Source organism: Nonomuraea cavernae (assembly GCF_014646355.1).
Taxonomy (GTDB): domain Bacteria; phylum Actinomycetota; class Actinomycetes; order Streptosporangiales; family Streptosporangiaceae; genus Nonomuraea; species Nonomuraea cavernae.
The window spans coordinates 113,025-139,244 of the sequence record NZ_BMNH01000016.1; the positions used below are offsets into that span (position 1 = coordinate 113,025).

Genomic DNA, 26,220 nt, shown 5'->3' on the forward strand with positions numbered 1-26,220 from the left:
ACTCAGCCGGACGCCAGCTCCTCCAGCCGGAAGGGCAGGTAGGCCGAGTCGTCCACCAGCGCCGACGCGCCGCGCCACCAGCCGAACCACTCGCCGCTGCGCCACATCCAGTCGACCCGTTCGATCGCGGCCACCACGTCGCCGACGGTCCGCCATCCCTCGCCCAGCTGCTCGGAGGTGGCGCCGTGCCGCATCGCCCAGGCCCGCAGGATGCGGACCGCGTCCGGGTCCACCTCGCGGGCGTAGGGGTCGGGCTTCTCGCCCGGCAGCCGGTGCGGACCGAGCCCGGCGGCCACCCCCCAGCTCCACTGGGCCTCGGCCGGGCGGGAGTAGCGCAGCGAGTGGAAGTCGAGGTTGGAGCCCAGGTCGTCGTCGGAGCGGCGCGTGACGACCGCGTCGAGCCGGCCGCCCGCGTCGAAGTGCACGACGAGCCGCTGACCGGGCCTGACCTCCGGCGGCAGCGCGAAGCGGTCCTCGGCGTGCCAGGAGTTGAGGTCGACCTCGGCGACCGGCCGGCCCCAGAGCTGGTCGGCGGCGTCGTCGGAGGTCCACGCGGCCAGCATCTCCAGCGCGGTGAGGTCGGTCCACGGCTCGATCGCGACGGACGTCTCCAGCACCTCGTCGGGCGCGGGCAACTTGCCGTCCCTGGGCCGCTGCCACCAGGACACGCCCAGCTCACGGGTGCCGACCACCAGCGCGGCGATGGCCGCCAGCTCGGCCGACCGCCTGGTGAGCGACGCGCCCAGCGCCAGGCTGAGACAGCGCTCGGTCCGCTCGTCACCGAGCACCGGGCGCGCGTCAGCGATCAACGCCTCGGCCGACGGACGCTCCTCACCCAGCAGGTTGCGTACGACTCGCCTGGCCTCGGTCCGAGCGTCTTCAGCGTGTGCCTGCCGCATACCACCAACGCTACGCCCGGAGATCCTTTTCCGCGAGAGGCGGTGGAGGTCAGCGGCCCCGGCCGCGCCCGAGCAGCCAGCCCACGACCACGCCGGCGAGCGTGACACCCGCGCCCATGCCGAACGAGGCCAGCATCGTCCACGGCCGGGTCCCGGCCTGCCGCTCGTACCCACCGGGTGCGCCTCGCCGCTCGTACACGCCGGGGCGCTCCTGGACGGCGGGCGCCGTGCACGGGGCCGGCGCGGTGGCCGCCTCGCCTCGCGCGAGCCCGGCGGGCACCGCGCCCTCCAGCGCGAGCCCGGCGGGCTCCGGCGCGGCGGGGGCGCGCAGGTGGTCCTCGACGGCGGCGAAGAACTCCCCCGCCGTCCTCTTGGCCACCGACCCGAGCATGCGCTGGCCCACGCCGCCGATCATGCCGCCGATCACCGCTTCGGCGTCGTAGTCGACCCGGGTCCCGCCGTCGATCTCGCTGAGCCGTACCAGCACGGTGGCGTCGACCGTCCCGGGAGCTCCCTGGCCGCGCGCCCGCAGCACGAAGCGCTCCGGCGCGAGCGGCTCGGCCAGCGCCACCTCCCCCTGGTAGAGGCCCTTGACGGAGGCCACCCCCGCGATGACCGTCATCCGGTACGTGTCGGGCCCGCTCTCCTCCAGGCGCTCGCAGCCCGGGATGGTGCGCACCAGCACCGCCGGGTCCTGGAGCGCGGCCCACACTCGATCTCTCTCGACGCCGATCACGGCGCTGCCTGCGACCTTCACATCGCCACTCTAGGGACGAGCCGCCGCCGCGATAAGGGCAACACCTGCCAGTCGGTCGATCAGGGTCCGCCGCGGGAGGTAGCCGGGAATCAGCCCGCCGGGTGACGCGGCGTGGTGACCTCCCGCGACATGCTCGACAACACCGATACGCATGCGTGTGTGACCAAGGTCGCACCATTTTGCTCTACAAGATGTAGTACTACAATAGGTAGAGACCTGACGACGGCCCGTGGAGCTCAGCAGCCGGGTGGGGGATGGGTGGGGGAATGGACGCGCTTGATCTGGCGCGGTGGCAGTTCGGGGTGACCACCGTTTATCACTTCCTGTTCGTGCCGTTGACGATCGGGCTCGGCGTCTTCGTCGCCGGACTGCAGACCGCGTGGCACCGGACCGGCAAGGAGCACTACCTCCGGCTGACCAAGTTCTTCGGGAAGCTGTTCCTGATCAACTTCGCCATGGGGGTGGTGACGGGCATCGTGCAGGAGTTCCAGTTCGGGATGAACTGGAGCGAATACTCCACGTTCGTCGGTGACGTGTTCGGCGCGCCGCTCGCCATGGAGGCGCTGCTGGCGTTCTTCATGGAGTCCACGTTCATCGGGTTGTGGATCTTCGGATGGGACCGGCTGCCGAAGAGGGTGCACCTGGCCTGTCTCTGGGCCGCGGTCATTGGGTCCAATTTGTCAGCATATTTCATCCTTGCGGCCAATGCTTGGATGAAGCATCCCGTGGGCTACGAGGTCGTGGACGGCAAGGCCAGGATGACCGACCTGTGGGCCGTGCTCACCAACTCCACCGCGCTCGCCCAGGTGCCCCACGTGGTGGCCTCGGCGTTCATCGTGGCGGGCGGGTTCGTGCTGGCCGTGTGCGGCTACTGGCTGCTGCGGACCAGGGACGGCATGTGGCGCGGCGCCGCCCGGGGCGCGCTGGTCATGACGGCGATCGCGGGGCTCGTCGTCGCGGGCACCGGCGACATGTCGGCCAAGCTCGCGTTCGAGCAGCAGCCGATGAAGCTGGCCTCCGCCGAGGGGCTGCGGCACGACACCGCGGGCGCGCCGTTCTCGATCGCGCCCGGCATCGAGATCCCCGGCGTGCTCAGCTTCCTGTCGACCGGCGACTTCGGCGCCACCGTGCAGGGCACCGAGGACCTGCAGCAGAGGTTCGAGAAGGAGTTCGGGCCCGGCGACTACCGGCCCGACCAGGCCGTGGTGTTCTGGTCCTTCCGGCTGATGATCGTCTTCGGGCTGGCCACGGTCGGCCTGTCGGTCCTGGGCCTGTGGCTGACCCGCCGGCGGCGGCCGATGCCCCGCTGGCTGTCGCGGATGTTCGTGCTCGCCCTGCCGCTGCCGCTGCTGGCGGTGACGGCCGGCTGGCTGCTGAGCGAGGTGGGCCGCCAGCCGTGGACGGTCGCCGGCGAGCTGCTGACCGCCGCGAGCGTCTCCCCCGGCGTCGGCCTGACCGAGGTGGCCATCTCACTGGCGATCTTCACGCTCCTGTACGGCACGCTCGCCGTGGCCGAGGCCGTACTCCTGACCAGGCATGTTCGCAACGGCCCCGAGGAGCCGCAGCGCGCGGCCGTGGCCGAGCGGCGCGAGCCGTCACTGATGTACTGAGGTGGAGACCGTGATCGACCTGTGGTTCGTCATCATCGCCTTCCTGTGGACCGGCTACTTCGTGCTGGAGGGCTTCGACTTCGGCGTCGGGCTGCTGTCGCCGTTCGTGAGCGCGGACGACGGCGAGCACCGCCAGGGCCTGCAGACGATCGGCCCGGTCTGGGACGGCAACGAGGTGTGGCTGATCACTGCCGTGGGCGCCATGTTCGCGGCCTTCCCCGCCTGGTACTCCGGCCTGTTCAGCGCCTTCTACCTGCCGGTGGTGCTGATCCTGGTCGGCCTGATCGTGCGCGGCGTCGGGCTGGAGTGGCGCGGCAAGGTCTCCTACCCGGCCTGGTGCGACCTCGGCATCGTGATCGGCAGCGCGCTGCCGGCCTTCCTGTGGGGCGCGGTCTTCGCCAACCTGCTGTTCGGCAGCGCGGTCGCGGCCCTGGTGGGCGGGGTGTTCACGCTGGGCCTGTGCGTGCTGCACGGCGCCGTCTTCCTCGCCCTCAAGACCGACGGCGGGGTACGCCGGCGCTCCCGGCTGGTCGCCCTGGCCGCGAGCGCGGTCGTGCTGCCGCTGGCGGCCGTGGCCCTGTCGAGCCTCGACTCGCTGCCCGCCCTGGTCGCCATGGGCGCGCTGGCCGCGGCGGCCGCCCTCATCTGGCGGCGCCGGGAGGGCTGGGCGTTCACCGCGACGGCGGCGGCCATCGTGCTGACCTCGGTGTCGGTCTTCGCCGACCTCCGCGGGGCGCCGCTGCCCGGTCTCACGCTGGCCGAGGCGGCCTCCGGCCCCTACACGCTGACCATGCTGAGCTGGATCGGGCTGATCGCGCTGCCGTTCGTCCTCGTCTACCAGGGGTGGACGTACTGGGTGTTCAGAAAGCGGGTTCGGGTGGCGGTGGCGCCGAGGTAGCGTCCCCGCCCGGCGCGCGGATCGCCAGGCGGCCCCTGGCGGCCGACCGGCCGGAGCTTGCCAGACCGGCTCTCCGGGATCCACAACCTGCTGTGGGCCGCCGTCGTCGGTCTGATGATCGTCCGCCCGGGTGGCTACTGAGTCCGCCGACGGTCGGGCGATCTCAGCCGATGGTCTCCATCTTCTTGGTCCGGTGGTCCTTGAGGTGGAGGTCGCCGCCGAGCCGCTCCTTGAGCGCGTCGAGCACCTTGCGGCTGGACAGCACGGTCCACAGGTTGCCGACCAGATGCGGGTTGTACTCCGGCGCGATGTCCATCCAGGCGTCCTTGCCCGCCTGGCTGGCGAACGTGGTGACGAAGAACTCGCCGTCCTCGGTCTTGCAGTAGCCGGTGCGGATGTCCTCGGCGTCGACCTGCATCCGCGGCTTGCAGCCGACCTTGGCGGAAAGCTGCTCGACGGAGAGTTTCTCCTTGGGCGCGTCTGAGGGCTGCCCCGCCTGCTGCTCGCCGGCCGCGGCGTAACCGCCGCCGTCGCCGCCGCCATCGGGCGCGCAGGCGGCTACGAGTCCGACCAGCAGCAGCGCAGAGGCGGCCAGACGTGGAAATGTCGTCATGTGCCGAGATACGCAGCCCTCGCGGCCCGGGTTCACCTGAGAACCGAGTTCACTTCGGCCCCGTGTTCAGGTCAGGCCCGTGTTCAGCTCAGGCCCGTGTTCAGCTCAGGCCCGTGTTCAGGCCAGGACGACACAGCCGCGTTCCCGGAGACGACGCACGACGTCCTGATCTCCGTCGAGCTTGTTCCAGCGCAGGTCCAGCTTCTCCAGCGCCGGCAGCCCGGCCAGGTCCTCCGGCAGCGTCCTGAGCCGGTTGGCGCGCAGGTCGAGGTGGCGCAGCTCGCCGAGCCGGGTGACCGACGTGGGCAGCGCGGTCAGCAGGTTGCCCCTCAGGTGCAGCTCGCGCAACCGGCCGAGACGGCCGATCGCGTCGGGCAGCGACTCCAGCCGGTTGCCGTAGAGCCGCAGCTCCACCAGTGACGCCATCTCGCCCAGGGCCTCGGGCAGCCGCGTCAGCCGGTTGTCGGTGAGGTTGAGATAGGCCAGCCGGTCGAGCCGCCCGATCGCGGCGGGCACCTCGGTGAGGCGGTTGTCGCTCAGGTAGAGGTAGCCGGTGAGGCGCAGGTCACCCAGCTCGGGCGGGATCGAGGTGAGCCGGTTGTGTCCCAGGTCGAGCATCCGCAGGCCGCTCAGGCCGCCGAGCGCCGGGGACACCTCGGTGAGCTCGTTCTCGGCCAGGTTGAGCGACTCCAGCCGGGCCGCCTTCCACAGCGCCCCGGGCACCTCGGTCAGCCGGTTGCCGCCGGCCGACAGGTGCCGCAGCCCGGCGGGGAGGTGGCCGGGCAGCGTCGCGATCGCGTTGCCGTACAGGAAGAGTGCTTCGAGGTGCGGCGGGCAGGCGGGGACGGTCGTGAGCAGGTTTCCGTCGAGGTGCAGCTCGCGCAGCGCGGTCAGGCCCGTGAGGCCGGGCAGGGCGCGCAGGCGGTTGCCGTCGAGCCTCAGCTCGGTCAGCGACCGCAGGCCGCCGATCCACGGAGGCAGCTCGGTCAGCTCGTTCCAGGCCAGGTCGATCAGCCGCACCCGGGCGAGCTCGGCCGGGGTGCCGGGGACCGCGGTCAGGCCCGCGCTCGGCGCCCGCAGCTCCGTCACCTCGCCGCCGGCCCGTATCTGGCGCACCGCCGTGGACCGCTCCGTCATGCGGCGATCCTGCCATGATCAATGGCGGAGTTCGAACAGCTCCGACGGCGAGATCGGCATGCGGTCGATCTCGATGCCCTCGGCGTCCTCGATCGCCGAGGCGATCACCGCGGAGACCGGGATCACGCCCGCCTCGCCGGCGCCCTTGATGCCCAGCGGGTTCAGCGGCGACGGCGTCTCCAGGTGGGCCGTCTCGACGTGCGGGACCTCCGTGGCGTACGGCATGAGGAAGTCCATGAACGAGGCGTTGAGCAACTGGCCGTGCCCGTCGTAGACCATCCGCTCGTACAACGCGCCGCCGATGCCCTGCGCCACCCCGCCGTGGATCTGCCCTTCGACGATCATGGGGTTGATCAGCCGCCCGCAGTCGTGCACCACCGCGTAGCGGACCACCCTGATCTCGGCGGTGTCCGGGTCGGTCTCGACGATGGCGGCGTGCATGCCGGAGGCGAACGTGGACCTGATCGGCGAGTAGTAGTCGCGCCCCTCCAGGCCCGGCTCGTCGCCCTCGGCGACCGGCGGCCGGTCCGGCGAGGCGGCGCCGGCGAACTGGGTGGCGCGGGCCGCCTCGTCGTCGAACGCGTAGCGCAGCGGGTTGGCCAGCACCGCGACCGTGGACAGCGGGATCGACGCCGACGGCGCCCCCAGCACCCGCACCAGGCCGTCGGCGATCTCCAGGTCGGCGGGGTCGGCCTCCAGCGCGTCGGCGGCGATGCGCAGCGCCTTCGCGCGGACCTTGCGGCAGGCCAGCGCGATCGCGTTGCCGCTCATCACGGCCGCCCGGGAGGCGAACGTGCCGACCGCGTAGCCGAACCTGCGCGTGTCGCCGGTGACCACCGAGACCCGCTCGATGGGCACGCCCAGCTCGGTGGCCGCGATCTGGGCGAACACCGTCTCGTGGCCCTGCCCCTGCGAGGTGAGCCCGGTCGAGACGTGCACCCGGCCGTCGGAGGTGACCTGCACGTGCCCGCCCTCGTAGGGGCCGACGCCGGTGCCCTCGACGTAGCAGCCGATGCCGATGCCCCGCCCGGGAGCCCGCCGGAAGTCGTCCCAGCCGATCAGCTCCTTGAGCATGCGGAGCATCTCGGGGTAGTCGCCGCTGTCGTAGATGAGCGGCCGGCCGTCCTGGAAGGTCATCTTCTGGTCGTACGGGAACTCGTCGGGGCCGATGAAGTTGACCGCACGCACCTCGGTGCGGTCCCTGCCCAGGTAGCGGGCGATCTTGTCCATCGTCCGCTCCATGCAGAACACCCCCTGCGGCCGGCCCGCGCCCCGGTAGGGGGTGACCTGCACGGTGTTGGTGTAGATGGCGCTGAACTCGACCCGGTAGGCGCCGATCCGGTAGGGGCCGAGGAGCTGCGTGGAGGTGATGATCGGCACGATGATCCCGTACGGCGTGTAGGCGCCGTGGTCGTGCAGGATCGACACGTCCAGGCCGAGGACCCGGCCCTCGTCGTCGAAGCCCACGGTGACGTGCTGCACCTGGCCGCGTTCGTGCGCCGAGGAGACGAAGTGCTCGCGGCGGTCCTCGGTCCACTTGACCTCGCGGCCGAGCAGCATCGCCGCCCACGGCACCAGGATCTCCTCCGGCCACGGGTGCACGATCTTGACGCCGAAGCCGCCGCCCACGTCGGGGGCGATCACCTCGACGTGCGGCAGCGGCAGGCCGAGCGCGGCGGCGATCGCCATGCGGACGCTGGTGGAGGTCTGGGTGCTGGAGTAGACCCGCAGGTCGGAGCCGTCCCAGCGGGCCAGCACGCCGCGGCCCTCCAGCGGCATGCTCGCGCTGCGCTCGATGTCGAGCCGGAACGACAGCCGGTGCGGCGCGGCCTCGACGGCCTCGGCAGCGCCCAGGCCGGCGGCCGAGGTGACCTCCTGCACCAGGTGGGCGCCCACGTTGCCCGGCACGTCCTCGTGCACCAGTTGCGCGCCGTGTGCCGCCTCCTCCAGGCCGACGACCGGCTTGAGCGGCTCGTAGTCGACCTCGATCAGCGCGCAGGCGTCCTCGGCCAGGTACCGGTCGGTGGCCACGACCATGACGACCGGCTCCCCGACGTGCCGGACGATCTCCCTGGCCAGCGGGTAGGCGGTGCGGCCGTGGGTGAGCGCGGGGTGCGGGATGAGCAGCGGCAGCGGGCGTCCGACCCGCTCAGGCAGGTCCTCCCAGGTGTAGACGGCGATCAGCCCCTCGACGTCGAGGGCGGCGGTCACGTCGATGTCGCGGACGCGGGCGTGGGCGTGCGGCGACCGCACGAACGCCACGGCCAGCGCGTCCGCCCCCAGGTCGTCGAGGTAGCGGCCCTGGCCGGTGAGCAGCCGCGGGTCCTCCCTGCGCTGCACCGGCTCGCCGAACAGCCTGGTCGTCAATGGATCACGTCTCCTCGGCCAGCAGCTCGGCGGCGCGGTGGACGGCCTTGGTGATGTTCTGGTAGCCGGTGCAGCGGCACAGGTTGCCCGAGATGCCCTCGCGCACCTCGTCGTCGGTCGGCGCGGGGTTGTCCCGCAGCAGCGCCGTCACCGTGCACAGGAAGCCGGGGGTGCAGAATCCGCACTGCAGCCCGTGACACTCGGCGAACGCCCGCTGCACCGGTGAGAGCCCGTCGGGCCCGGCCAGCCCCTCCACGGTGGTGATCTCGTGCCCGTCGACCGTCACCGCGAAGGTCAGGCATGATCGCACCGGCAGGCCGTCCAGCAGGACCGTGCAGCACCCGCACACCCCGTGCTCGCAGCCGACGTGGGTGCCGGTCAGGCCCAGGTCGTGGCGCAGGCAGTCGGACAGCAGCCGCCGCCCGGGGACCCGCACCCGCCGCGCGTCGCCGTTGACGACCAGCGTGATCTCGTGCTCCACTGCCCTCCCTCAGTCCGCGGCGGCCTCGCGGGCCGCCTCACTCAGCGCCTGCCCGGCCAGCACGCCCACCAACCGCAGGCGGTAGGCGGCCGTGGCGTGGATGTCGCCCTCCGGCTCGGTGGCCTCCCGCACCGCCCGCGTGACCGCCGCCCAGTCGACCGTGGCGGCCGGGCGGCCGTCGCACTCGGACGTCACGTCCACCGTGATCGGCACCGGGCCGACGCCGACGCAGGCCACCCGGGCCGAGCCGACGCGCAGGTCGTCGTCCAGCGTGACCACGGCGCACACCCCGGCCAGCGCGTAGTCGCCGTGTCTCCTGGCCACCTCCCGGAACGCGGTGCCCGTCCGCGCGGGCAACGCCGGGAAGAACGCCGACACGGCCAGCTCGTCCGGCCGCACCGCCGACTCCAGGGGGCCGGTGAAGAACTCGGCGGCGCCCACGTCGCGCACGAGGGGCGCGTCGCCGGCCGCCGCGCCGTCGCGCGCGAGCCGTACCGAACCGTTGAGCACGGCCAGCACGGCGGGCAGCTCGGCGGCCGGGTCGGCGTGCACGAGGCTGCCCACCACCGTGCCGCGGTTGCGGATCACGGGGTGCGCGACGAGCCGGAGCGCCTGGCCGAGCAGCGGGTGGGCGCCGGAGTGCTCCACCTCGCTGTGCCGGGCCAGCGCGCCCACCGTGACGCCCCTCGGGGTCGTCTCGATCGTGGCCAGCGACTCGATCCGGTTGATGTCGATCAGGTGCTCCGGCGCCATCAACCGCATGTTGAGCAGCGGGATCAGACTCTGGCCGCCGGCGAGCACCTTGCCGCGCACCCCGGCGAGGATGCGCAGCGCCTCGCCGAGGTCGCGTGGAGCGTGGTACTCGAACGGCGGCGGCTTCACCCTGCGTCGCTCCCCACCGGCACCGGCCGCCTGCCCGCGATGACGCGCAGCAGGTGGTAGCCGCCCACCACCACGATGGTGCCGAGCGCGATGCCCTCCAGCCTGAAGTCACCGCTGATCATCTGCTTCACCGGTCCGATCGCCAGGATGATGCCCGCGCCGATCGGCACCATGTTGACCGGATCGGCGAAGTCCACTCTGTTCTCGACCCAGATCTTGGCGCCGAGAAGCCCGATCATGCCGTACAGGATGACCGTGACGCCGCCCAGCACGCCGTCGGGCGTGGCGGAGACCAGCTCGCCGAACTTCGGGCTGAAGCCGAACACGATCGCGATGACGCCGGCGATGTAGTAGGCGGCCGTGGAGTAGACCCTGGTGGCCGCCATGACGCCGATGTTCTCGGCGTAGGTGGTGGTGGGCGAGCCGCCGACCGCGCTGGCGAGCACGGTGGCCGCGCCGTCGGCGGCGATGGCCCGGCCCATGTACGGGTCGACGTCGGTGCCGGTCATCTCGCCGACGGCCTTGACGTGCCCGATGTTCTCCGCGATCAGCACGATGACGGCGGGCAGCACGAGCAGCACGGCCGAGAACCTGAAGTCGGGCGCGTGCAGGTCGGGCCAGCCGAACAGGGGGGCCGACTCGATCTTCGAGAAGTCCACCCGCCAGTGCGGCGCGATGGTGAGCGCGCCGTCGACGTAGGCCGGCACCATGCCGAACAGCCGGTCGGCGACCCACGAGAGGAGGAAGCCGGCGATCAGCCCGATCAGGATGCCGATCCGGCCGATGAACCCCTTGAACGCCACCACCAGCACGAACGTGATCAGCATCGTGATCAGTGCCAGCCACTGGTCCTGCGGCCAGTAGAAGTCGGCCACCACGTACGCCAGGCCGAACCCGATCAGCATGACCACCGCTCCGGTGACCACCGGCGGGAAGATCTTGTGGATGATGCCGACGCCGAGGAAGTGCACGGCCAGGCCGGCCAGCGCCAGCACGAATCCGGCGACCAGGATCGCGCCGGTCACGATGGCGCTGGCCCCCTCGGTGTCACCGCCGAACAGCGCCCTGATCGCCAGCACCCCGCCGACGAACGACGCGCTCGTGCCCAGGTAGCTGGGCACCTTGCCCTTGACGATGAGCAGGAACAGGATCGTCGCGACCCCGGACATCATGATCGCGGTGTTCGGGTTGAGCCCCATCACCAGCGGGAACACGAACGTGGCGCCGAACATCGCGACCACGTGCTGCGCCCCGAACCCGATCATGCGCGGCCAGCTCAGCCGCTCGTCCGGTCTGACCACCTCACCGGGAGCCAGATGTTTGCCGTCACCGTGTTTGGTCCAGCCGAAAACCATGAAAGCCCCTCATCAGCCGGGCCGTCGGACAGGTGGCCGCCCCGCAGGCTCCTCCGCGGCGGTACTAAACCATTGCGGGCAGATTAGGCCCGTTTCCCCACTTCCACACGGGCATGATCTGCCAAATTCGCTTTCCTGACCAGCGTTCCCGTCACTCACTCCGCCCATGCGAGCCGGTGAGACGGCTCCGGCCGTCCTGCCGGGCCGAAAATGGGTGCCCGTCTCAGTTCCAGTGCGGCGGCCGGTGATAGCGCGCCCCGTCCCGCCCCGCCACCACCTCCGGCAACTGCGACCGCCGCACGACGGCCGCGCCGGCGACCCAGCTCACGCAGGCCGTAGTAGAGGTTGAAGCCGTCAATGTAGACACCGACCCGGCCGAATTCCGGATTCGGCTTGTCGCCCATCGCCATCACGCCCTAACATGGAGTCACCACGCCCGGGGGTACGTTCCCGGGCTCTACGGCCTCCTTCGGGAGGCCGTTTATTTTTGCTCGCACGCGACAATAGTAAACAGCGAGTAATGACATGATGACTTTTCGTGAAACGCGCTGGCTCAGGTCACCCGGATGGCGAAGCCGTCGCCCGAGACGAGCTGGCCGGAGCGGATCTTGCAGGTCTTGCGCAGCTCCACCTCGCCGTCCACGAGCACCATGCCCTCGGCGATCAGATGCTTGGCCATGCCGCCGGTCTCGGTGATGCCGCAGTATTTCAGCAGGTCGCACAGCGGGATGTAGTCGGAGCGCAGTTCGAAGTCCACGAGGGCCAAGCCTAGATGCCCCGCATCCGCAGCACGTGCAGCGCCAGGGTCAGGTTGAGCCGCAGGTGGGGGTCGTCGGTGAAGTTGCCGAGCATGCGTTCCAGCTTGCCGATGCGATAGCGCAGCGTGTTGTAGTGGAAGTGCAGCCGCCGGGCGGTCTCGGCCACGTTCAGGTTGGTCTCCAGGAGGACCTGGAGGGTGCGCCGCAGGTCGGCGTTCTCGGCGTCGTCGTCGGTGGCGAGCGGGCCCATCGTCTCGCGGACGAAGGCGTGCAGCTCGTCGGTGTCGTTCACGAGCGACAGCAGCCGGTAGACGCCGAGCTGGTCGAAGTGGGCGACCGCGCCGGCGCCGTGCAGCTGCCGGCCGACCCGGGCGGCCTTGAGGGCCTGCGCGTACGCCTCGGGGAGGGTTCCCCCGCCGGGCGACGGCCGGGAGGTGCCGGTCGAGAACGTGGCGGGCGGCATGTCGGCGAAGGCGGAGGCGGCGTCCTTGGCCACCCTGGCCGCGTCGACCTCGGCGTCGATGACCGCGACGACCTCGTGGGAGAAGCCGGCCACCGCGCCGCGGGGGTCGTGCCGGCGCATCGCCGCGGTCCAGCAGGCGACGAGCCGATCCTGGGCGCTGCGCTCGTCACCGTCAGGGTCGAGCTCGGCGACGAGCACGGTCACCGGTCGATCCAGGTCCCAGCCGAAGGCCCGGGCCCGGGCGATGACCCGTTCGGGGCTGCCGGCCCGGCCGGTGAGGACGTCGCGCAGGAAGTCGGCGCGGTACTTGCTCTCGACCGCGTTGACCGCCTCCTGCCGGGTGACGACCAGAGCGGCGACGGTGGCGGCGCGTTCGAGGATGCCGATGTCGCTGTCGCGGATGGCGCCCGCCGGGCTGTAGGCGACGATGCGGCCGTGGTGGTGCCCGCCCGCCACGACCGGCACCGAGGCGAGTTCGCGCCCCCGGCCGCCCGCGGCCACGCGGACCGCGCCCACCGCCGGCCCCTCGCGGCCGATCGACTCGCGTAACGCCGCCACGTGGTCGGGGGGCCCGGCGGTGGCCAGCACCCGGCCGCCGCCGTCCACCGCCGCGACGGCCACGTCGAGCAGCCCGGCCACCCCTTCGGTCACCTCGTTCAGGCCGCCACCCGCGAGCACGACCTGGACCAGCGCCCGGTGCGCCTCCTCGGCACGGGCGAGCACCGCGGCCTGCCGGTTGAGGATGTCGGTCAGCACCTGGTTGAGGATGTCGTCGAAGCCGACGTCGTTCGGCAGCAGGATCAGCGGGAAGCCGAGCCGGTCGGCCTGCTCCACCATCTCGGCGGGCAGCTCGTCCACGTAGCGGCCGAGTTTGATGGCCAGCGCCGCGAGGCCGCGCTCGTCGAGGTCGGCGACGAGCCGCCCGAGCGACTGGGGGGTGTTGCGCAGCGGGTAGCCGGTGGTGAGCAGCAGCTCGTGCGGTTTGACCCAGGCCAGGACGTCGGGCACCTCCATGACGTTGAGGCGCTGCACGATGCGGCCCAGCCCGCTCTCCCCCGCGATCAGCCGGGCCTCGGCCAGGGTCGAGACGCCGAGCACCTCCCCGACGGACACGCCGTGGATGATCGTTCCGGTGCTGGCGAGGCGGACGGGGGGTTCCATGTGGAGATTGTGGCCCCTTAGCCGGTCTGTCAGGAAGAGCCAACCTTCCCGCGCACTGTTGGCAAATTTCTCCGTACGGAGGGTTGGGAGGCCGTTCTACGGTCAGGTCCAAGGTCGGTAAGGAGGTCCGGTGACCGTCGGTACTCATGCGAGGCGGCCGCGTACCCACGTGACCGGGGCCGCGAGCTCGGCGGTGCGGCCGGTGCTGGAGGCGCCGCGCTCCCCGGCCCGGGTCCTGGCCGCGTTCTCCACGGGCGTGTATCTCGAGGTCAGGTCGGACGTGGAGCCGTCGGTGATCGCCCTGATCACGGGCGCGGCGACCCGGCTGCCCAACTCGGTGCTGCTGGCCGCCGGCCTGCCGCACGTCACGGTCGGTGACGAGGGGTGGGTGGGCGACGGCTGTGTCCAGCTGGGACGGCTGAGCCTGCGGGCGCACCGCTGGTGGGATCCCGCGCCGCCACTCGGCCCGGTCGATCCGCTGCGCCTGGAACAGGCCGCTCCCCGCCTGACCGTGGGCAGTCCGGGGCTGGCCGGCAACGACGCCGTCGACCTGCTGGCCGGCAGTTGCGCCCGCGGCTGGCTGCTGGGCGTGATGACGGCGGCCGAACAGCTCGTGGGCCTGGGGCCGGGGCTCACGCCGAGCGGTGACGACGTGCTCGCCGGGCTGCTGGTGACGCTGCGGCACCTGGGCGCGGGCACCGGCACCGAGCGCGCGGTGTGGCTGGCCGACTGGCTGGCGGCGACCGTGACCTACGACGCCCGTACCCGTACGACACCCATCTCGGCGACGCTCCTGCACTGCGCGGCCCGGGGCGAGGCGAGCCCCGAGGTGATCGCGGTGCTGCGCGGGCTCGCCGGGCGGCAGGCTCTGGAGCCCGCGGTGCGGCGGCTGCACCGCCTCGGGCACACCTCCGGCTCCGACCTGGCGCAGGGCATCGCGATCGGCCTGTCCAGCGTCCTCGCCCTGGGCGGTCCCGCGTGAGCGGCGGCACGGGTGATGTGGTCATGGGCGATGTGGTGATGGTGCGTACCGGGATCTATCACGACTCGGTCGCTCTCATGCGGGTGAGCAAAGCGCTGACCGAGCTGCCCGGCACTGAGGTGGCGATCGTCGCCATGGCGACGGAGCTGAACCTCGCTCTGGCCCGCGACCTGCGCTTCGACCTGCCGGCGGCGGGACCGGCCGATCTGCTGGTGGCGATCCGCGGCCACGACGTGGAAACCGCCACCCGCGAGCTGGACCGTCAGCTGGCGGCCCTGTCGAGCTCCCGGACCCAGGCGGCGGCGGAGCAGCCGCCGCTCACCACCCGGTCGGCCGCCCGCCGCCCGGCGGACGTGGTGCTGGTCTCGGTGCCGGGCGAGCACGCGTTCGCCGAGGCGCTGGACGCCGTCCAGTCCGGTCTGCCGGTGATGGTCTTCAGCGACGGCGTCTCCGTGGAGCGGGAGGTGCTGCTCAAACGGCTGGCCGACGAGCGCGACGTGCTGGTCATGGGCCCCGACTGCGGCACGGCGGTGATCGCCGGCGTGGGCCTCGGCTTCGCGAACGTGCTCAGGCCCGGTCCGGTGGGGCTGGTCGCCGCGTCCGGCACCGGCGCCCAGCAGGTGACGTCGCTGCTGGACCTGGCCGGAACGGGCGTCAGCCACGTGCTCGGCGTGGGCGGCAGGGACCTGTCGGCCGAGGTGGGCGGCCTGTCCACGGTGCGGGCGCTGCGCATGCTCGACGACGACCCGGCCACCGAGCTGATCGTCCTCGTCTCCAAGCCGCCCGCCCCCGAGGCGGCGCGGGCCGTAGGCGAGGTCGTGGCGAGCCTGCGCACTCCGGTCGTGTCCGCGCTGCTGGGCGAGGGTGATCTGACCGAGGCCACGGAGCAGGCGCTGCGGGCGCTCGGCCGGTCCGTGCCCGAGTGGCCGGCCTGGCCCGGATGGTCCGGCAAGGCGGTGACCGGCACGGTGCGGGGCGTCTACTCGGGCGGCACGCTGTGCGCGGAGGCGCGGCTGATCGTGGGGCGGGGGGAGTTCGTCGACTACGGCGACGACGCCTACACGCTGGGCCGCGCCCATCCGATGATCGACCCGGCGCTGCGGCTGGAGGCGCTGGCGAAGGCCGCGCCCGGCGACGTGGTGCTGATGGACGTCGTGCTCGGCCACGCCGCCGACCCCGACCCGGCCGCCTCGTTCGCCCACGCGATCGCCCGCTGCCCGGCGACCGTCGTCGTCGCGCTGGTCGGCACCGAGGGCGACCCCCAGGACCTGCATCGCCAGGCCGCCGCGCTCCGCGAGGCCGGAGCCTCCGTCTTCACCTCCAACGCCCATGCCGCCCGCCACGCCAGGGACCTGACTTGACGCTTCTCTCCGGCCCACCGCACGTGATCACGGTCGGCGCCGGCCTGCTCCAGGAGGCGCTGGAGGCCCAGGCCGTCGCCACGACGCCCGTGGAGTGGCGTCCGCCTCTGCCGGGCACCGCGGACGCCCTGGCCAGGGTGCTGGCCGATCCCCGCCGGACGGCCGCCAACGAGCGCGCGGTCGCCCGGCTGACCTCCGCCCGGCCGCACCTGGTGGGCGTCCGGCGGGCGTCGGAGGTGCTGGATCTGGACGGGCGGACGTTCCTGCACGCCGGTCCGCCCGTCGACTGGGAGCGCGCGTCGGGGCCGATGCGCGGCGCGCTGATCGGCGCGACGTTGCTGGAGGGGTACGCGCACGACGAGGACGGCGCCCGCTCGCTGCTGGAGTCCGGCGGCGTACGGCTGGAGCCGTGCCACGGGCGCCGGACCGTGGGCCCGATGGCGGGGGTGGTCAGCCCGTCGATGTGGATGTTCGAGGTGCGGGACGCCGAGCACGGCGGCCTCGCCTACTGCTCGCTCAACGAGGGCCTGGGCAAGGTGCTGCGCTATGGCGCGTACGGCCCCGAGGTCCTCGACCGGTTGCGCTGGATGGACCGGGTGCTCGGCCCGGTGCTGTCGGCGGCGATCGCGCTGACCGGCCCGATCGACCTGCGCGCCCTGATCGCCCAGGCGCTCCAGATGGGCGACGAGCTGCACAACCGCAACCGGGCCGCCACCTCCCTGCTGCTGCGGGAGCTGGCCCCGGCCGTGGTGGACGCGGCTCCGGAGCGCGCCGCCGAGGTGCTGCGCTTCGTCAACGGCAACGACCACTTCTTCCTCAACGCCGGCATGGCGGCGGGCAAGGTGAGCACCGACGCGGCCCGGGACGTGCCGGGCTCCTCGCTGGTGGTCGCCATGGCGCGCAACGGCACCGACTTCGGCGTGCAGGTCTCGGGGCTGGGTGACCGGTGGTTCACCGGGCCGGCGGGTGTGCCGGACGGGCTCTATCTCGGTGCATACGGCCCAGCCGATGCCAATCCAGACATAGGCGATTCCACTATCACCGAAACGTCGGGTCTGGGGGGTTTTGCGATGGCAGCAGCCCCGGCCATCGTGCGATTCGTGGGCGGCGAGGTGTCGGACGCCATCGCGGCCACCCGGTCGATGTACGAGATCACTTTGGCCGAACATCCCGTTTACCAGATCCCGGGGCTCGGCTTTCGCGGCACACCGGTCGGCATCGACGTCACCCTGGTGGCCAGGACGGGCCTGCTGCCCGTGGTCAACACCGGCATCGCGGGGCGCGTGGCGGGCACCGGGCAGGTCGGCGCGGGCCTGGTGAATCCACCCGCCGAGGCGTTCACCAGGGCGCTGGCGGCGCTGGCCGATTCCGTTTAATGATCACTTTTGATGATCGACATTTCGCTATGTAATGCCCTTTGTCAGGAGGGGTTCCGCTTCCGTTCTTCAATGAACTGCCTATATCGTGGCGAACCGCATAATCTGCAAGTTGGCGCGGCGCATGTGACGGACGATGCTGGAGATGGGGGCGGAGATGGCAGCCGACCGCGTGCTCAGCGGGCCGGGCGCGGAGGGCAACGCGTCGCAGAGCCAGGGCCGCCTGATCGGCAGGCGCTACCGGCTGATGTCGCCGGTCGGCCGGGGCGGCATGGGCATGGTGTGGCACGCGCACGACGTGCTGCTCGACCGGGCCGTGGCGGTGAAGGAGCTGATCCTGCCGTACGGCCTCGACACCACGGGCAAGCAGGTCGCCCACCGCCGCATGCTGCGCGAGGCCAGGTCCGCGGCGCGGCTGACGCACCCCGGCATCATCACCGTGCACGACGTGGTCGAGGAGGACGGCCGGCCGTGGATCGTCATGGAGCTGGTCCGGGCCTGGTCGCTGGAGCAGGCCGTACGGCAGAGCGGCCCGCTCCCCGTGATCCAGGCCGCGGAGATCGGCATCCGGGTGCTCGACGCGCTGCGCCACGCGCACGCCGCCGGGATCCTGCACCGTGACATCAAGCCGGGCAACGTGCTGCTCACCGCCGACCGGGTGGTGCTGACCGACTTCGGCATCGCCGCCATCGAGGGCGACGTCACGATCACGCAGACCGGGCTGCTCATGGGCTCGCCCGCGTACGTTCCGCCGGAGCGGCTGTCCGGCCAGCCGATCACGCAGGCGGCCGACCTGTGGTCGTTCGGCGCGACGTTGTACACGGCCGTGGAGGGACGCCCGCCGTACGAGGGGCCGGACGCGATCGCCGTGCTGGGCGCGGTGCTCACGCAGGACCCGATCAGGCCGCAGCGGGCCGGCGCGCTGCTGCCGATCATCGAGCGGCTGCTGCGCAAGAACCCGGCCGAACGGCTCACCGCCGACCAGGTGAGCGAGGCGCTCGAACGGGTGCTGCACGCGCACGGGTCGGTCCGGCCGCGCACGCCCGAGACGCAGCCGTCGCTGCCCACGCAGGCCGACTCGACGCCGATGGCGCTGCTGCCGCCGTTCGACCCGCCGTCCGGGCCGATGCCCTCGCGGATCGTGGAGACGCCGTCCGGTCCGGTACGCGTGCCGTACGACCCGGGGAGCGGCCCCTCCGACGGGTACGACGCGATGTCGAGCCCGTCGGGCGGCCAGTTCCCGCCGAGGGCGGACGGGTTCGACGCGTTCACCAGTCCCTCGGGGCCGCTGCGCCGGCCCGAACCGCCCTCCGGCCCGCAGCGGTCCCCGGAGCCCGCGCCCGGCGCCCGTCCCCCCTTCGGCGAGCCGGCGACCTCGAACGCCCCGGCCCCGCCCCCGTTCGGCGGACCGTCCGGCCCACACGCCCCCGCCCCTCCCCCCTTCGGCGGGCCATCGACCTCGAACGACCCTGTCCCGCCTCCCTTCGGTGGGCCGTCCGGCCCGTACTCGGTCCTGGCGCCCGACGAGCTCGGCGGCCCCTCGGGCCCGCACCCGGTGCGGACCCCCGGCCGGGGCGACCCGCCGGGACAGAGCGGGCCGCAGCCGATCCTGCCGCTGACCACCGACAGCCGGGCCGTTCCCTGGCCGCTGGCCACGGACGACGACCTCCGCGACCACTCGCGCGACCTGTCACGCGACGTCCCGCGCAGCCGCCTGGCCGCCCTGCCCAGCGCACCCGACCGGCTGACCAGGAACAGAAGCAGGCGCAGGCCCGGTGATGACGAGGACAGCGCCTGGGTGCGGGACGGACGGCCGACCGCCCGCCTGATCCTCGCCTCCGTCGCGGCCGTGGGCACGGTGGCGGTGGCCATCGCGCTCATCGGTTCCAGCGGCTCGCCGGAGCCCGTCGTGAGCGCCCCGCTCGCCACCAGCGAGACCGCGTCGGCCCAGCCGCTCCAGAAGACGGCGGTGCCCGACGGCTACACCGAGCAGACCCCGCCGGGCTTCTCGGCGGCGGTCCCCGAGGGCTGGAAGCTGACGACGTCCGGCGGCGAGGCCACGTTCACCGGGCCCAAGGACTCGGGCCTGCGGATCCTGGTGGAGCAGGCGACCGCGCAGCCCGACGGCGGCCTGTCCGAGCTGGGCAGGGAGGAGGCGGACGGCGGCCGGGAGGGCTACATCCAGGTGCAGTTGCAGGCGGCCCAGTTCCGCACCTGGAAGGCGGCCGACTGGGAGTACACCTACACGCTGCCCAACGGTGTCCCGATGCATGCCCTGACCAGGTACGTCACGATCGACGACGACACCGCGTACAAGATCACCTTTGACATGCCGGAGCTGACCTGGGACGACCAGGCCAAGAACCGCAAGGTCTTCCTGGACACCTTCCGCCAGACCACCTGACCTACACGGGAGGAGGTCATGGGAGCGGGCGCGTCCCCGGGACGCGGTCGCGAGAGGCGCTTGTCACCGTCCGCGGGCCGAACGAAATGGGACGGGCGGAACCCATCGGGAAAGCGCCCTTGTCCTTTTTGGGGCCATCTCATGGGCTATGCGAGACTTCACAAGTGACGAGCACCCCCACAAAGGCCGCTATTTCCCCCGATGACCGAATCCGTGCCGTTCAGCGCCGCACCCTGGGCGTCCTGTCCGGCGCGCAGATCGCGGGCGGGGTCGGGGTCGCGGTCGGGCTGGCGCTCAGCTCGGTCGTCGTGGACGAGCTGTCCGGATCCACGGTCATCAGCGGTTTCGCGGGCACCGCCACCGTGCTCGGCGCCGCGCTGCTCGCGCTGCCCACCGCCAAGGCGGCGGGACGGGGCGGACGGCGCGCGGGGCTGGCGCTGGCGTACCTGGCGGCGCTCGCGGGATGCGCGCTGTCCGTGGCCGCCATCTCGATGGGCAACTGGCCGCTGCTGCTGGCCGGGCTGGTGCTGGTGGGCGGCGGAAGCGCGGGCAACCTGGCCGCGCGCTACTCGGCGACCGACCTGTCGCCGAAGGGACACTCCGCCAGGCACCTGTCACTGGTCGTGTGGGCGGCCACCATCGGCTCCGTGGCGGGACCCAACCTGGCCAGACCCGCCGACCAGATCGGCATGGACGCGGGCCTGGCCGAGAAGGCGGGCCCGTTCGCGTTCGCGGCGCTGGCCTTCGCCGCGGCCCTGCTGATCATCGTGATCGGGCTGCGTCCCGACCCGCTCAAGCTGGCGCGCGAGCGCGACGGCGCGTCCCCGGCCGACCGGGCCAGGAGCGGCACGGTCAAGGACGCCTGGCGGACGCTGCGCGCCACGCCGATGGCCCGCCGGGCGCTGGTCATCATCGCGGTGAGCCACACCGCGATGGTGTCGGTCATGTCGATGACCCCGGTCAAGCTGCACCACGACGGCTCGAACCTGGATGTCATCGGCCTGGTGATCAGCCTGCACATCGCCGGGATGTACGTCATGTCGCCCGTGGTGGGCTGGCTGGCCGACAAGGCGGGCAGGGTGCCGGTGCTGCTGCTCGGCATGTCGCTGCTGCTCGGCGCCTCCGCCCTGGCCGCCACCGCCGATCACCGCGTCTGGCAGGTGACGGTGGCGCTGGTGCTGCTCGGGCTGGGCTGGTCGTGCGGCCTGGTGGCGGGCTCGGCGCTGCTCACCGAGTCGGTTCCGATCGGCAGTCGTACCCCGGTGCAGGGCCTGTCGGACCTGCTCATGAACGTGTGCGGCGCCACCGGCACGATCGTGGCCGGCGCGATCGTCGGCGGCCTGTCGTACAGCGTGCTCGGCCTGGTGGTGGGCGTGATGGTGGCGCTGGCCGGAGTCTGGCTGGCCGCCGGACGGCGGAACCACCCGACACCGGCGTAGCGGCCGGCGGCGCGCCCACTCGGCGTGGCCGTGGCGGACGACGGCGGACCCGGCGTCGGCGCGGCAGCCGAGGGCGCGACTACTTGGCGTCGGCGTAGCAGTCGACGGCGACCGCCTCCATCGGGAAGCGCACCGGGGTGCGGCCGAACAGCAGCCGGGTCGCCTCCGCCGCCGCGCCGGACACCGCGCCGATCACCTGCTCGGCCTGGTCGAGCGGGCAGTGCACGATGACCTCGTCGTGCTGGAAGAACACCAGCCGGGCCGGGTCGGGCAACAGCCCGCGCAGCACCGCCATCAGCGCGAGCGCCCACTCGGCCGCCGTGGCCTGGACGACGAAGTTGCGGGTGAACCGGCCGCGGTCGCGCGCGGCCCGGCCGCCGTCGGGCCCCGACACGATCTCCTTCCACCGCTCGGACGGAGGCGGGCTGGTGCGCCCGAGCCAGGAGCGGACGAGGCGGCCCTCCTCGCCCGCCTTGGCGGCGTCCTCGACGAAGCGGTAGGCCTGCGGGAAGCGCTGGCGCATCATGGCGAGCAGCTTGGGGGCGTCGCCGCTGGTGCCGCCGTACATGGCGGACAGCATCGCGATCTTGGCGTTGTCACGCTCGCCGCCGAACGACTGCGCCAGCGCGGAGTAGAGGTCGATCTCGCCCGCCGCCCTGGCCAGCCCCACGTCGCCGGCCATCGCGGCCAGCACCCGGGGCTCCAGCTGGGCCGCGTCGGCCACGACCAGGGTCCAGCCCTCGTCGGCCCGCACCACCCGGCGCATCACCTTGGGAATCTGCAGCGCCCCGCCGCCCGAGGTGGCCCAGCGGCCCGACACCACGCCGCCCGCCACGTATTCGGGCCGGAACCGGCCGCCGCGCACCCACTGGTCAGCCCACGTCCAGCCGTGGAAACTGTGCAGCCGGGCCAGCTCCTTGTAGGCGAGCAGCGGAGCGACGGCCGGGTGGTCGATCCGCTTGAGCTCCCACGACCGGGTGCTCTCGATCGCCACGCCCGCGCCCTTGAACGCCTTGACCAGCTGCCGCACCGAGTCGGGGTTGACCGGGTGACCGAACGCGGCCGACACCTCGTCGGCCAGCGCCTGCAGCCGGGCGGGCCGCATGCCGTGCACGGGGCGCGGCCCGAGCAGCTCGCTGAGCAGGGCGTCGTGCTCGTCGCGGCGCCACGGCATGCCGTCGTGGCCCATCTCGGCGGCGATCAGCGCGCCCGCCGACTCGGCCGCGACCAGCAGCCGGAACCGGCCGGGATCGGGCAGCGCGTCGATCCGGGCCAGCTGGCCGGCCAGCACCTCGGCCACCGCTTCGGCGGCCAGGGGCTCGGGCGCGAACAGGGTGCCGGGCGCGGAGGGCTGCTCGTCGGGCACCGGCAGCCCGCGCAGGCGGGCGTGGGCGGCCCTGGCCGAGCGGGGCTCGCCGTAGCGGCCCTCGGCGGCCAGCAGCAGGCCCTCGGTGAGCGCGAGGTCGTGGCAGCGCGACAGCCGCACGCCGGCGCTGAGCAGCGGCGGGTAGTCCTCGCGGGCGTCGGCCCAGACCCAGCGGGGACGCTCGCGTTCCAGCTCCGCCACGGCCCGCGCCGGATCGGCCGGCCGGCGGGCCGCCCCCGGGACGGGGAGGATCGTCTCTCCCGCAAGCACCACGTACACGCCTCCAGCGTGCCAGGCGCCTACGACAACCCGATGACGACCTCGTCCTCCACCGGCGGCCGCAGCTCCTGCTCCAGGCAGCCGGTGGCGGCGAAGCAACGGATCTTGAGCAGTTCGGGCGTGACCGACAGGTGCAGGAAGTGCTTGAAGAACGGCGGGGTGTCCCAGTCGGAGAACTCCGACAGATAGCGGTGGAAGACCCGGTCGACCGGCAGCCGGAACGGCCACGGCCAGGCTCCGAGCAGCCGCGCGGCCCATCTCATCCGGCGGGTGATCGTCACCTGGCCGTCGAGCGGGCGTACCGGCGTGTTGCCGATCTGGCCGGCCATGATGCAGGCGGCCTCGGCGGGCGTGAGGTAGATCCACTTCATCCGGAGCCGCTTGGCGTAGAGCTGGCTGTAGAACGACAGCGAGTCGCCGCGCAGCGGATAGAGCCTGAAGTCGTCCTCGTGCACGCCGGCCACGTCGACCCGCCGGATGGTGTGGGTGGCGTGCATGAAGGCGCCACCGCCGCCGGAGACGATGTACTGGATCACCCGGTCGCCCACCCTGACCGGGTAGCGCTGGTAGTTGTGCACGTCGCCGCCGATCGCCGCCACGTAGCGGTGCTCGGGATCGCGCACGATGTCGTCGATGGTGCCGCCGCCCTCCAGCGGCGACGGCTTGTAGTCGTTGCGGGTGTAGATCGGCTTGCCGGTGATGAGGACCTTGGGCCGGGGGTCGCGCGAGACGCGGCGCAGCCACTCCGTCTGCACCGCGTCGATCGTCCCCCTGATGCCGGTGTCGACGCCGACGACGAGCAGGCCGTCACTCTCGATCACCCAGTAGGGGCCGGGCTGGACGGCCTGCTGCGACGGCCGGCCCCTGAGCTCCCGGGCCTCGGCCAGCCGCGCCTCGTCGACGGCCTCCGGCCTGCGCCACAGCAGCCCGCGCAGCCAGCCGGTGTCGGGTTTGGGCTTGAGCGGCGGAGCGTCGCAGAAGATCCGCATGAACCCGCCGAGCCCGTCGTACCAGTCGTGGTTGCCGGGGATCGCGTAGATCGGCGCGCCATAGTCCTTGTACGGCCGGAAGAACTTGTCGCCGTACTCGTTGGGCGACCCCGCCGGGTAGATCACGTCACTCGCGATGACGGCGAAGGCCGTGCTTTCCCCCACCTGCAGCAGGCCCGGCACGACGGCGTACTGGGAGGCGTCGCCCTCGCCCGTGTCACCCAGCACCAGGAAGTCGAAGCTCGGGCCGACCTCGGGCCGGATCCTGAAGCCGGCGTCGGCCCCGCCTTCCAGCTGCCCCGCCACCCAGCGCTGCCGCACCTCCCCCGACGGGTCGCCGAACAACCCGGCCAGGATCTCGTTGCGCGAGCGCCACAGGGTCGCCACGTTGAGCCAGTTGAAGCCGGTGTCGTGCGGTCTGAGCCGCTCGAACGTGCCGATCTGCTGACACGACCAGCCGGCGCCCTCCTCGGAGACCCGGGATGAGGCCTGCTTCCCACGCTCGGCTGCGACGTCCACCATGACCATATCTTTGCCGTGATCTTCCGGAATTGCATCCGAACGCTCCGTGCTGCAGCCGACACAGAAGGTTCGCAATGGTGTAGCCTCACGCCCCAAGCAAGCGGTTGTCGGCCGTGAGGGGGGCTGCGATGGCCCGGAACGGTTCGGACGATACGACACGGCGCGGCACCACGGGCGCTGATGCCGTCGAAGGCCTGCTGGCCTATGCCGCGACCCGCCCGCGCTGGAGCCGGAGCGCGCTGCGCGACCTCCGGGAGGCGGTCACGCGCGGCCGCGAGCTCGCCGCCGCCGACCCGGCGCACACCGTCCTGCTCGTGCGCGCCCTGCGCACCGCGGCCACGCTGCTGCTCAAGCGGGGGCGCGCGGCCGAGGCGCTGCCGTTCGCGATCGAGGCGGTCGAGTTGTCGCGTCCCAAGGGCGAGGCGCTGGTCGCCTGCCTGTGGTGCCTGTCCGCGGTGTACGAGGCCCTCCAGCAGTACGCCGAGGCCGCCGCGGCGACGGAGGAGGCGGCCCAGATCATGCCTCCGGACCAGGCGTAGCCCGGCGTTCCGGTCAGGGGACGAGCACTCCCGGGTTGAGAATGCCCTCCGGGTCCAGCCGCGACTTGATCGCGCGCAGGATCTCCACGCCCACCGGCCCCACCTCGGTCGCGTACGCCCGGCGGTGCTCGCGGCCGACGCCGTGGTGGTGCGAGACGGTGCCGCCCGCCTCGACGATCGCCGCGGTGACCGCCTCCTTGGCCCGCGCCCACTGCTCCACCGGATCCCCGTGCTGGGCGGTGACGACGGTGAAGTAGAGCGAGGCCCCGGTCTCGTACACGTGGGAGATGTGGCACATGACCAGCGGCGAGCCGAGCGCGCCGAGCAGCGCCAGCCGTACGGCGTCGTAGAGCCGCGGCAGGCCGGACCAGAACGTGGCGGTCTCCAGCGTCTCCACGGTCGCCCCCGCGGCGAGGAGCGAGTCACGCAGGTAGGGCGCGGAGAAGCGGCCGTGCTCCCAGTCCTCGCCCGGCGCCGCCCCGAGCGGGGTGCCGCCGAGTCGCGCCAGCACCGAGGCGGCCGCGTCCCGCCGCCTGGCCACCGACGCCCCCTCGTAGCCCGCGATCACCAGGCACCCGCTGTCGCCGCCGCCGATCGCGTCCGGCCTGGCCAGCCCGATCATGGTCTCGGTCTCGTCCGACAGCCGCAGCACGGTGGGCAGCGGCCCCTCCTGGGCGAGCGTCCGCAGCGCGGCCGACCCCTCCTTGAACGACGCGAACCGCCACCCCTCGTAGACCTTCTCGGCGGGCTGCGGCCGCACCCGCAGGCGCAGCGAGGTGATGACGCCGAACACCCCCTCCGAGCCCAGGACCAGCTGCCGCAGGTCGGGCCCCGCCGCCGACTTCGGCGCGCGGCCCAGCTCCAGGGTGCCCGCCGGGGTGGCCACCGTGAGGCCCACCACCAGGTCGTCGAACCGGCCGTAGCCGGCGGAGGCCTGCCCGCTGGAGCGCGCCGCCGCGAAGCCGCCGAGCGTGGCGTACTCGTACGACTGGGGGAAGTGGCCGAGCGTCAGCCCGTGCGCGCCCAGCAGCCGCTCGGCCTCCGGCGCCCGCAGGCCCGGCTGGAACTCTGCGACCATCGACTCGGCGTCGACCGACACCAGCCGGTCCAGCCGGCGCAGGTCGAGCGCCACCACCCCGGCGAAGCCGGCCCGCGAGGCGACCAGCCCGCCCACGACGGAGGTGCCGCCGCCGAACGGCACGACGGCGATCCGCTCGGCCGCGCAGAGCGCCAGCAGCGCGGTCACCTCCTCGTGCGAGCCGGGCAGCACGACCGCGTCCGGCGCGTCGGAGCCGTCGCCCGCCCTCATCAGCAGCAGGTCGGGGGTGGACTTGCCGCGCGTGTGCCGGACCCGCGCCTCGTGCGAGGTCAGCACGTGTTCCGGCCCGGTCACGCCGGCGAGCGCGGCCAGGTGCCCGGCCGACAGCGTGACCGGCGGCAGTCGCACCGCGTCGAGGGGCACGGCCGGAGCGTCCGGCGAGCGCACGCCCAGCACGTCGCCCAGCAGCCGGCGGACCTGCTCGGGCAGCTCGCGGGCCAGGGCGGGGTCGCCCCAGCCGGACCACAGCATGGATTCGGTAGA

Annotated in this window: 21 protein-coding genes; 8 read left to right on the plus strand and 13 right to left on the minus strand. The window is 72.7% G+C overall.

Annotated elements, in window-relative coordinates; all coding sequences use genetic code 11:
- Window positions 1-2 precede the first annotated feature (2 nt).
- Window positions 3-899, minus strand: a complete 897-nt coding sequence (locus tag IEY82_RS24230) for a hypothetical protein (protein WP_189126494.1) — start codon at window positions 897-899, stop codon at window positions 3-5.
- A 49-nt stretch (window positions 900-948) separates the two neighbouring features.
- A complete protein-coding gene (locus tag IEY82_RS24235) occupies window positions 949-1,656 on the minus strand; it encodes an SRPBCC family protein (RefSeq protein WP_189126495.1) in 708 nt (235 codons plus the stop codon).
- A gap of 266 nt (window positions 1,657-1,922) precedes the next feature.
- On the opposite strand from IEY82_RS24235, the gene IEY82_RS24240 reads away from it, so the two are divergent.
- Both IEY82_RS24240 and cydB read left to right on the plus strand, forming a co-directional pair.
- A complete protein-coding gene (locus tag IEY82_RS24240; RefSeq protein WP_189126496.1) occupies window positions 1,923-3,266 on the plus strand; it encodes a cytochrome ubiquinol oxidase subunit I in 1,344 nt (447 codons plus the stop codon).
- 10 nt (window positions 3,267-3,276) lie between these two features.
- The gene (gene cydB, locus IEY82_RS24245) at window positions 3,277-4,164 is read left to right on the plus strand and encodes a cytochrome d ubiquinol oxidase subunit II (protein WP_189126497.1); all 888 of its coding nucleotides are present in this window, start codon (window positions 3,277-3,279) and stop codon (window positions 4,162-4,164) included.
- Window positions 4,165-4,327: 163 nt separating this feature from the next.
- On the opposite strand, the gene IEY82_RS24250 is transcribed toward cydB, so the two are convergent.
- The 8 genes from IEY82_RS24250 to IEY82_RS24285 form a co-directional block, all read right to left on the minus strand.
- Window positions 4,328-4,777, minus strand: a complete 450-nt coding sequence (locus tag IEY82_RS24250; protein WP_189126498.1) for a hypothetical protein — start codon at window positions 4,775-4,777, stop codon at window positions 4,328-4,330.
- A 117-nt stretch (window positions 4,778-4,894) separates the two neighbouring features.
- Complete coding sequence (locus IEY82_RS24255) at window positions 4,895-5,914, minus strand: leucine-rich repeat domain-containing protein (RefSeq protein ID WP_189126499.1); 1,020 nt, start codon at window positions 5,912-5,914, stop codon at window positions 4,895-4,897.
- Between the two features lie 18 nt (window positions 5,915-5,932).
- Window positions 5,933-8,281, minus strand: coding sequence for an aerobic carbon-monoxide dehydrogenase large subunit (gene cutA / locus IEY82_RS24260; protein ID WP_189126500.1), 2,349 nt, complete (start codon window positions 8,279-8,281; stop codon window positions 5,933-5,935).
- Between the two features lie 4 nt (window positions 8,282-8,285).
- Entirely contained in the window at window positions 8,286-8,762 is a 477-nt protein-coding gene (locus IEY82_RS24265; protein ID WP_189126501.1) for a (2Fe-2S)-binding protein, read from the minus strand.
- Window positions 8,763-8,771: 9 nt separating this feature from the next.
- Window positions 8,772-9,644 carry an FAD binding domain-containing protein gene (locus IEY82_RS24270; protein WP_189126502.1) on the minus strand — a complete coding sequence of 291 codons (873 nt, stop codon included), beginning with the start codon at window positions 9,642-9,644 and terminating at the stop codon, window positions 8,772-8,774.
- A complete protein-coding gene (locus IEY82_RS24275) occupies window positions 9,641-10,999 on the minus strand; it encodes a uracil-xanthine permease family protein (protein WP_189126503.1) in 1,359 nt (452 codons plus the stop codon). The genes IEY82_RS24270 and IEY82_RS24275 overlap by 4 nt, the downstream gene beginning before the upstream one ends.
- 553 nt (window positions 11,000-11,552) lie before the next feature.
- Window positions 11,553-11,756, minus strand: a complete 204-nt coding sequence (locus tag IEY82_RS24280; RefSeq protein WP_189126504.1) for an RNA-binding S4 domain-containing protein — start codon at window positions 11,754-11,756, stop codon at window positions 11,553-11,555.
- An 11-nt stretch (window positions 11,757-11,767) separates the two neighbouring features.
- A complete protein-coding gene (locus IEY82_RS24285; RefSeq protein WP_189126505.1) occupies window positions 11,768-13,381 on the minus strand; it encodes a PucR family transcriptional regulator in 1,614 nt (537 codons plus the stop codon).
- 130 nt (window positions 13,382-13,511) lie between these two features.
- On the opposite strand from IEY82_RS24285, the gene IEY82_RS24290 reads away from it, so the two are divergent.
- The 5 genes from IEY82_RS24290 to IEY82_RS24310 all read left to right on the plus strand — a co-directional run bounded on the left by IEY82_RS24290 (window position 13,512) and on the right by IEY82_RS24310 (window position 20,943).
- Window positions 13,512-14,363: an oxamate carbamoyltransferase subunit AllH family protein gene (locus tag IEY82_RS24290; protein ID WP_189126506.1), complete on the plus strand. Its 852-nt coding sequence runs from the start codon at window positions 13,512-13,514 to the stop codon at window positions 14,361-14,363.
- A gap of 23 nt (window positions 14,364-14,386) precedes the next feature.
- Window positions 14,387-15,724 (plus strand): AllF/FdrA family protein, encoded by a 1,338-nt coding sequence (locus IEY82_RS24295; RefSeq protein WP_189126507.1) that lies wholly within the window; start codon window positions 14,387-14,389, stop codon window positions 15,722-15,724.
- Window positions 15,721-17,100: a YlbE family protein gene (locus IEY82_RS24300; RefSeq protein ID WP_189126508.1), complete on the plus strand. Its 1,380-nt coding sequence runs from the start codon at window positions 15,721-15,723 to the stop codon at window positions 17,098-17,100. The genes IEY82_RS24295 and IEY82_RS24300 overlap by 4 nt, the downstream gene beginning before the upstream one ends.
- Before the next feature lie 157 nt (window positions 17,101-17,257).
- The gene (locus IEY82_RS39340; RefSeq protein WP_225263128.1) at window positions 17,258-19,504 is read left to right on the plus strand and encodes a serine/threonine-protein kinase; all 2,247 of its coding nucleotides are present in this window, start codon (window positions 17,258-17,260) and stop codon (window positions 19,502-19,504) included.
- Between the two features lie 164 nt (window positions 19,505-19,668).
- Window positions 19,669-20,943: an MFS transporter gene (locus IEY82_RS24310; protein WP_225263127.1), complete on the plus strand. Its 1,275-nt coding sequence runs from the start codon at window positions 19,669-19,671 to the stop codon at window positions 20,941-20,943.
- Window positions 20,944-21,022: 79 nt separating this feature from the next.
- Here IEY82_RS24310 and IEY82_RS24315 read toward each other — a convergent pair whose 3' ends face one another.
- Together IEY82_RS24315 and IEY82_RS24320 are read right to left on the minus strand one after the other, a co-directional pair.
- Window positions 21,023-22,588, minus strand: a complete 1,566-nt coding sequence (locus IEY82_RS24315; RefSeq protein WP_229697664.1) for a bifunctional 3'-5' exonuclease/DNA polymerase — start codon at window positions 22,586-22,588, stop codon at window positions 21,023-21,025.
- A gap of 20 nt (window positions 22,589-22,608) precedes the next feature.
- On the minus strand, window positions 22,609-24,099 hold the full coding sequence (locus tag IEY82_RS24320) for a metallophosphoesterase family protein (RefSeq protein ID WP_225263125.1): 1,491 nt from the start codon (window positions 24,097-24,099) through the stop codon (window positions 22,609-22,611).
- Window positions 24,100-24,227: 128 nt separating this feature from the next.
- Between IEY82_RS24320 and IEY82_RS24325 the strand changes: the two genes are divergently transcribed.
- On the plus strand, window positions 24,228-24,638 hold the full coding sequence (locus IEY82_RS24325; protein ID WP_189126511.1) for a hypothetical protein: 411 nt from the start codon (window positions 24,228-24,230) through the stop codon (window positions 24,636-24,638).
- Between the two features lie 13 nt (window positions 24,639-24,651).
- Here the strand turns inward: IEY82_RS24325 and IEY82_RS24330 are convergent, their stop codons facing one another.
- On the minus strand, window positions 24,652-26,208 hold the full coding sequence (locus IEY82_RS24330; RefSeq protein WP_189126557.1) for an FAD-binding oxidoreductase: 1,557 nt from the start codon (window positions 26,206-26,208) through the stop codon (window positions 24,652-24,654).
- Window positions 26,209-26,220 lie beyond the last annotated feature (12 nt).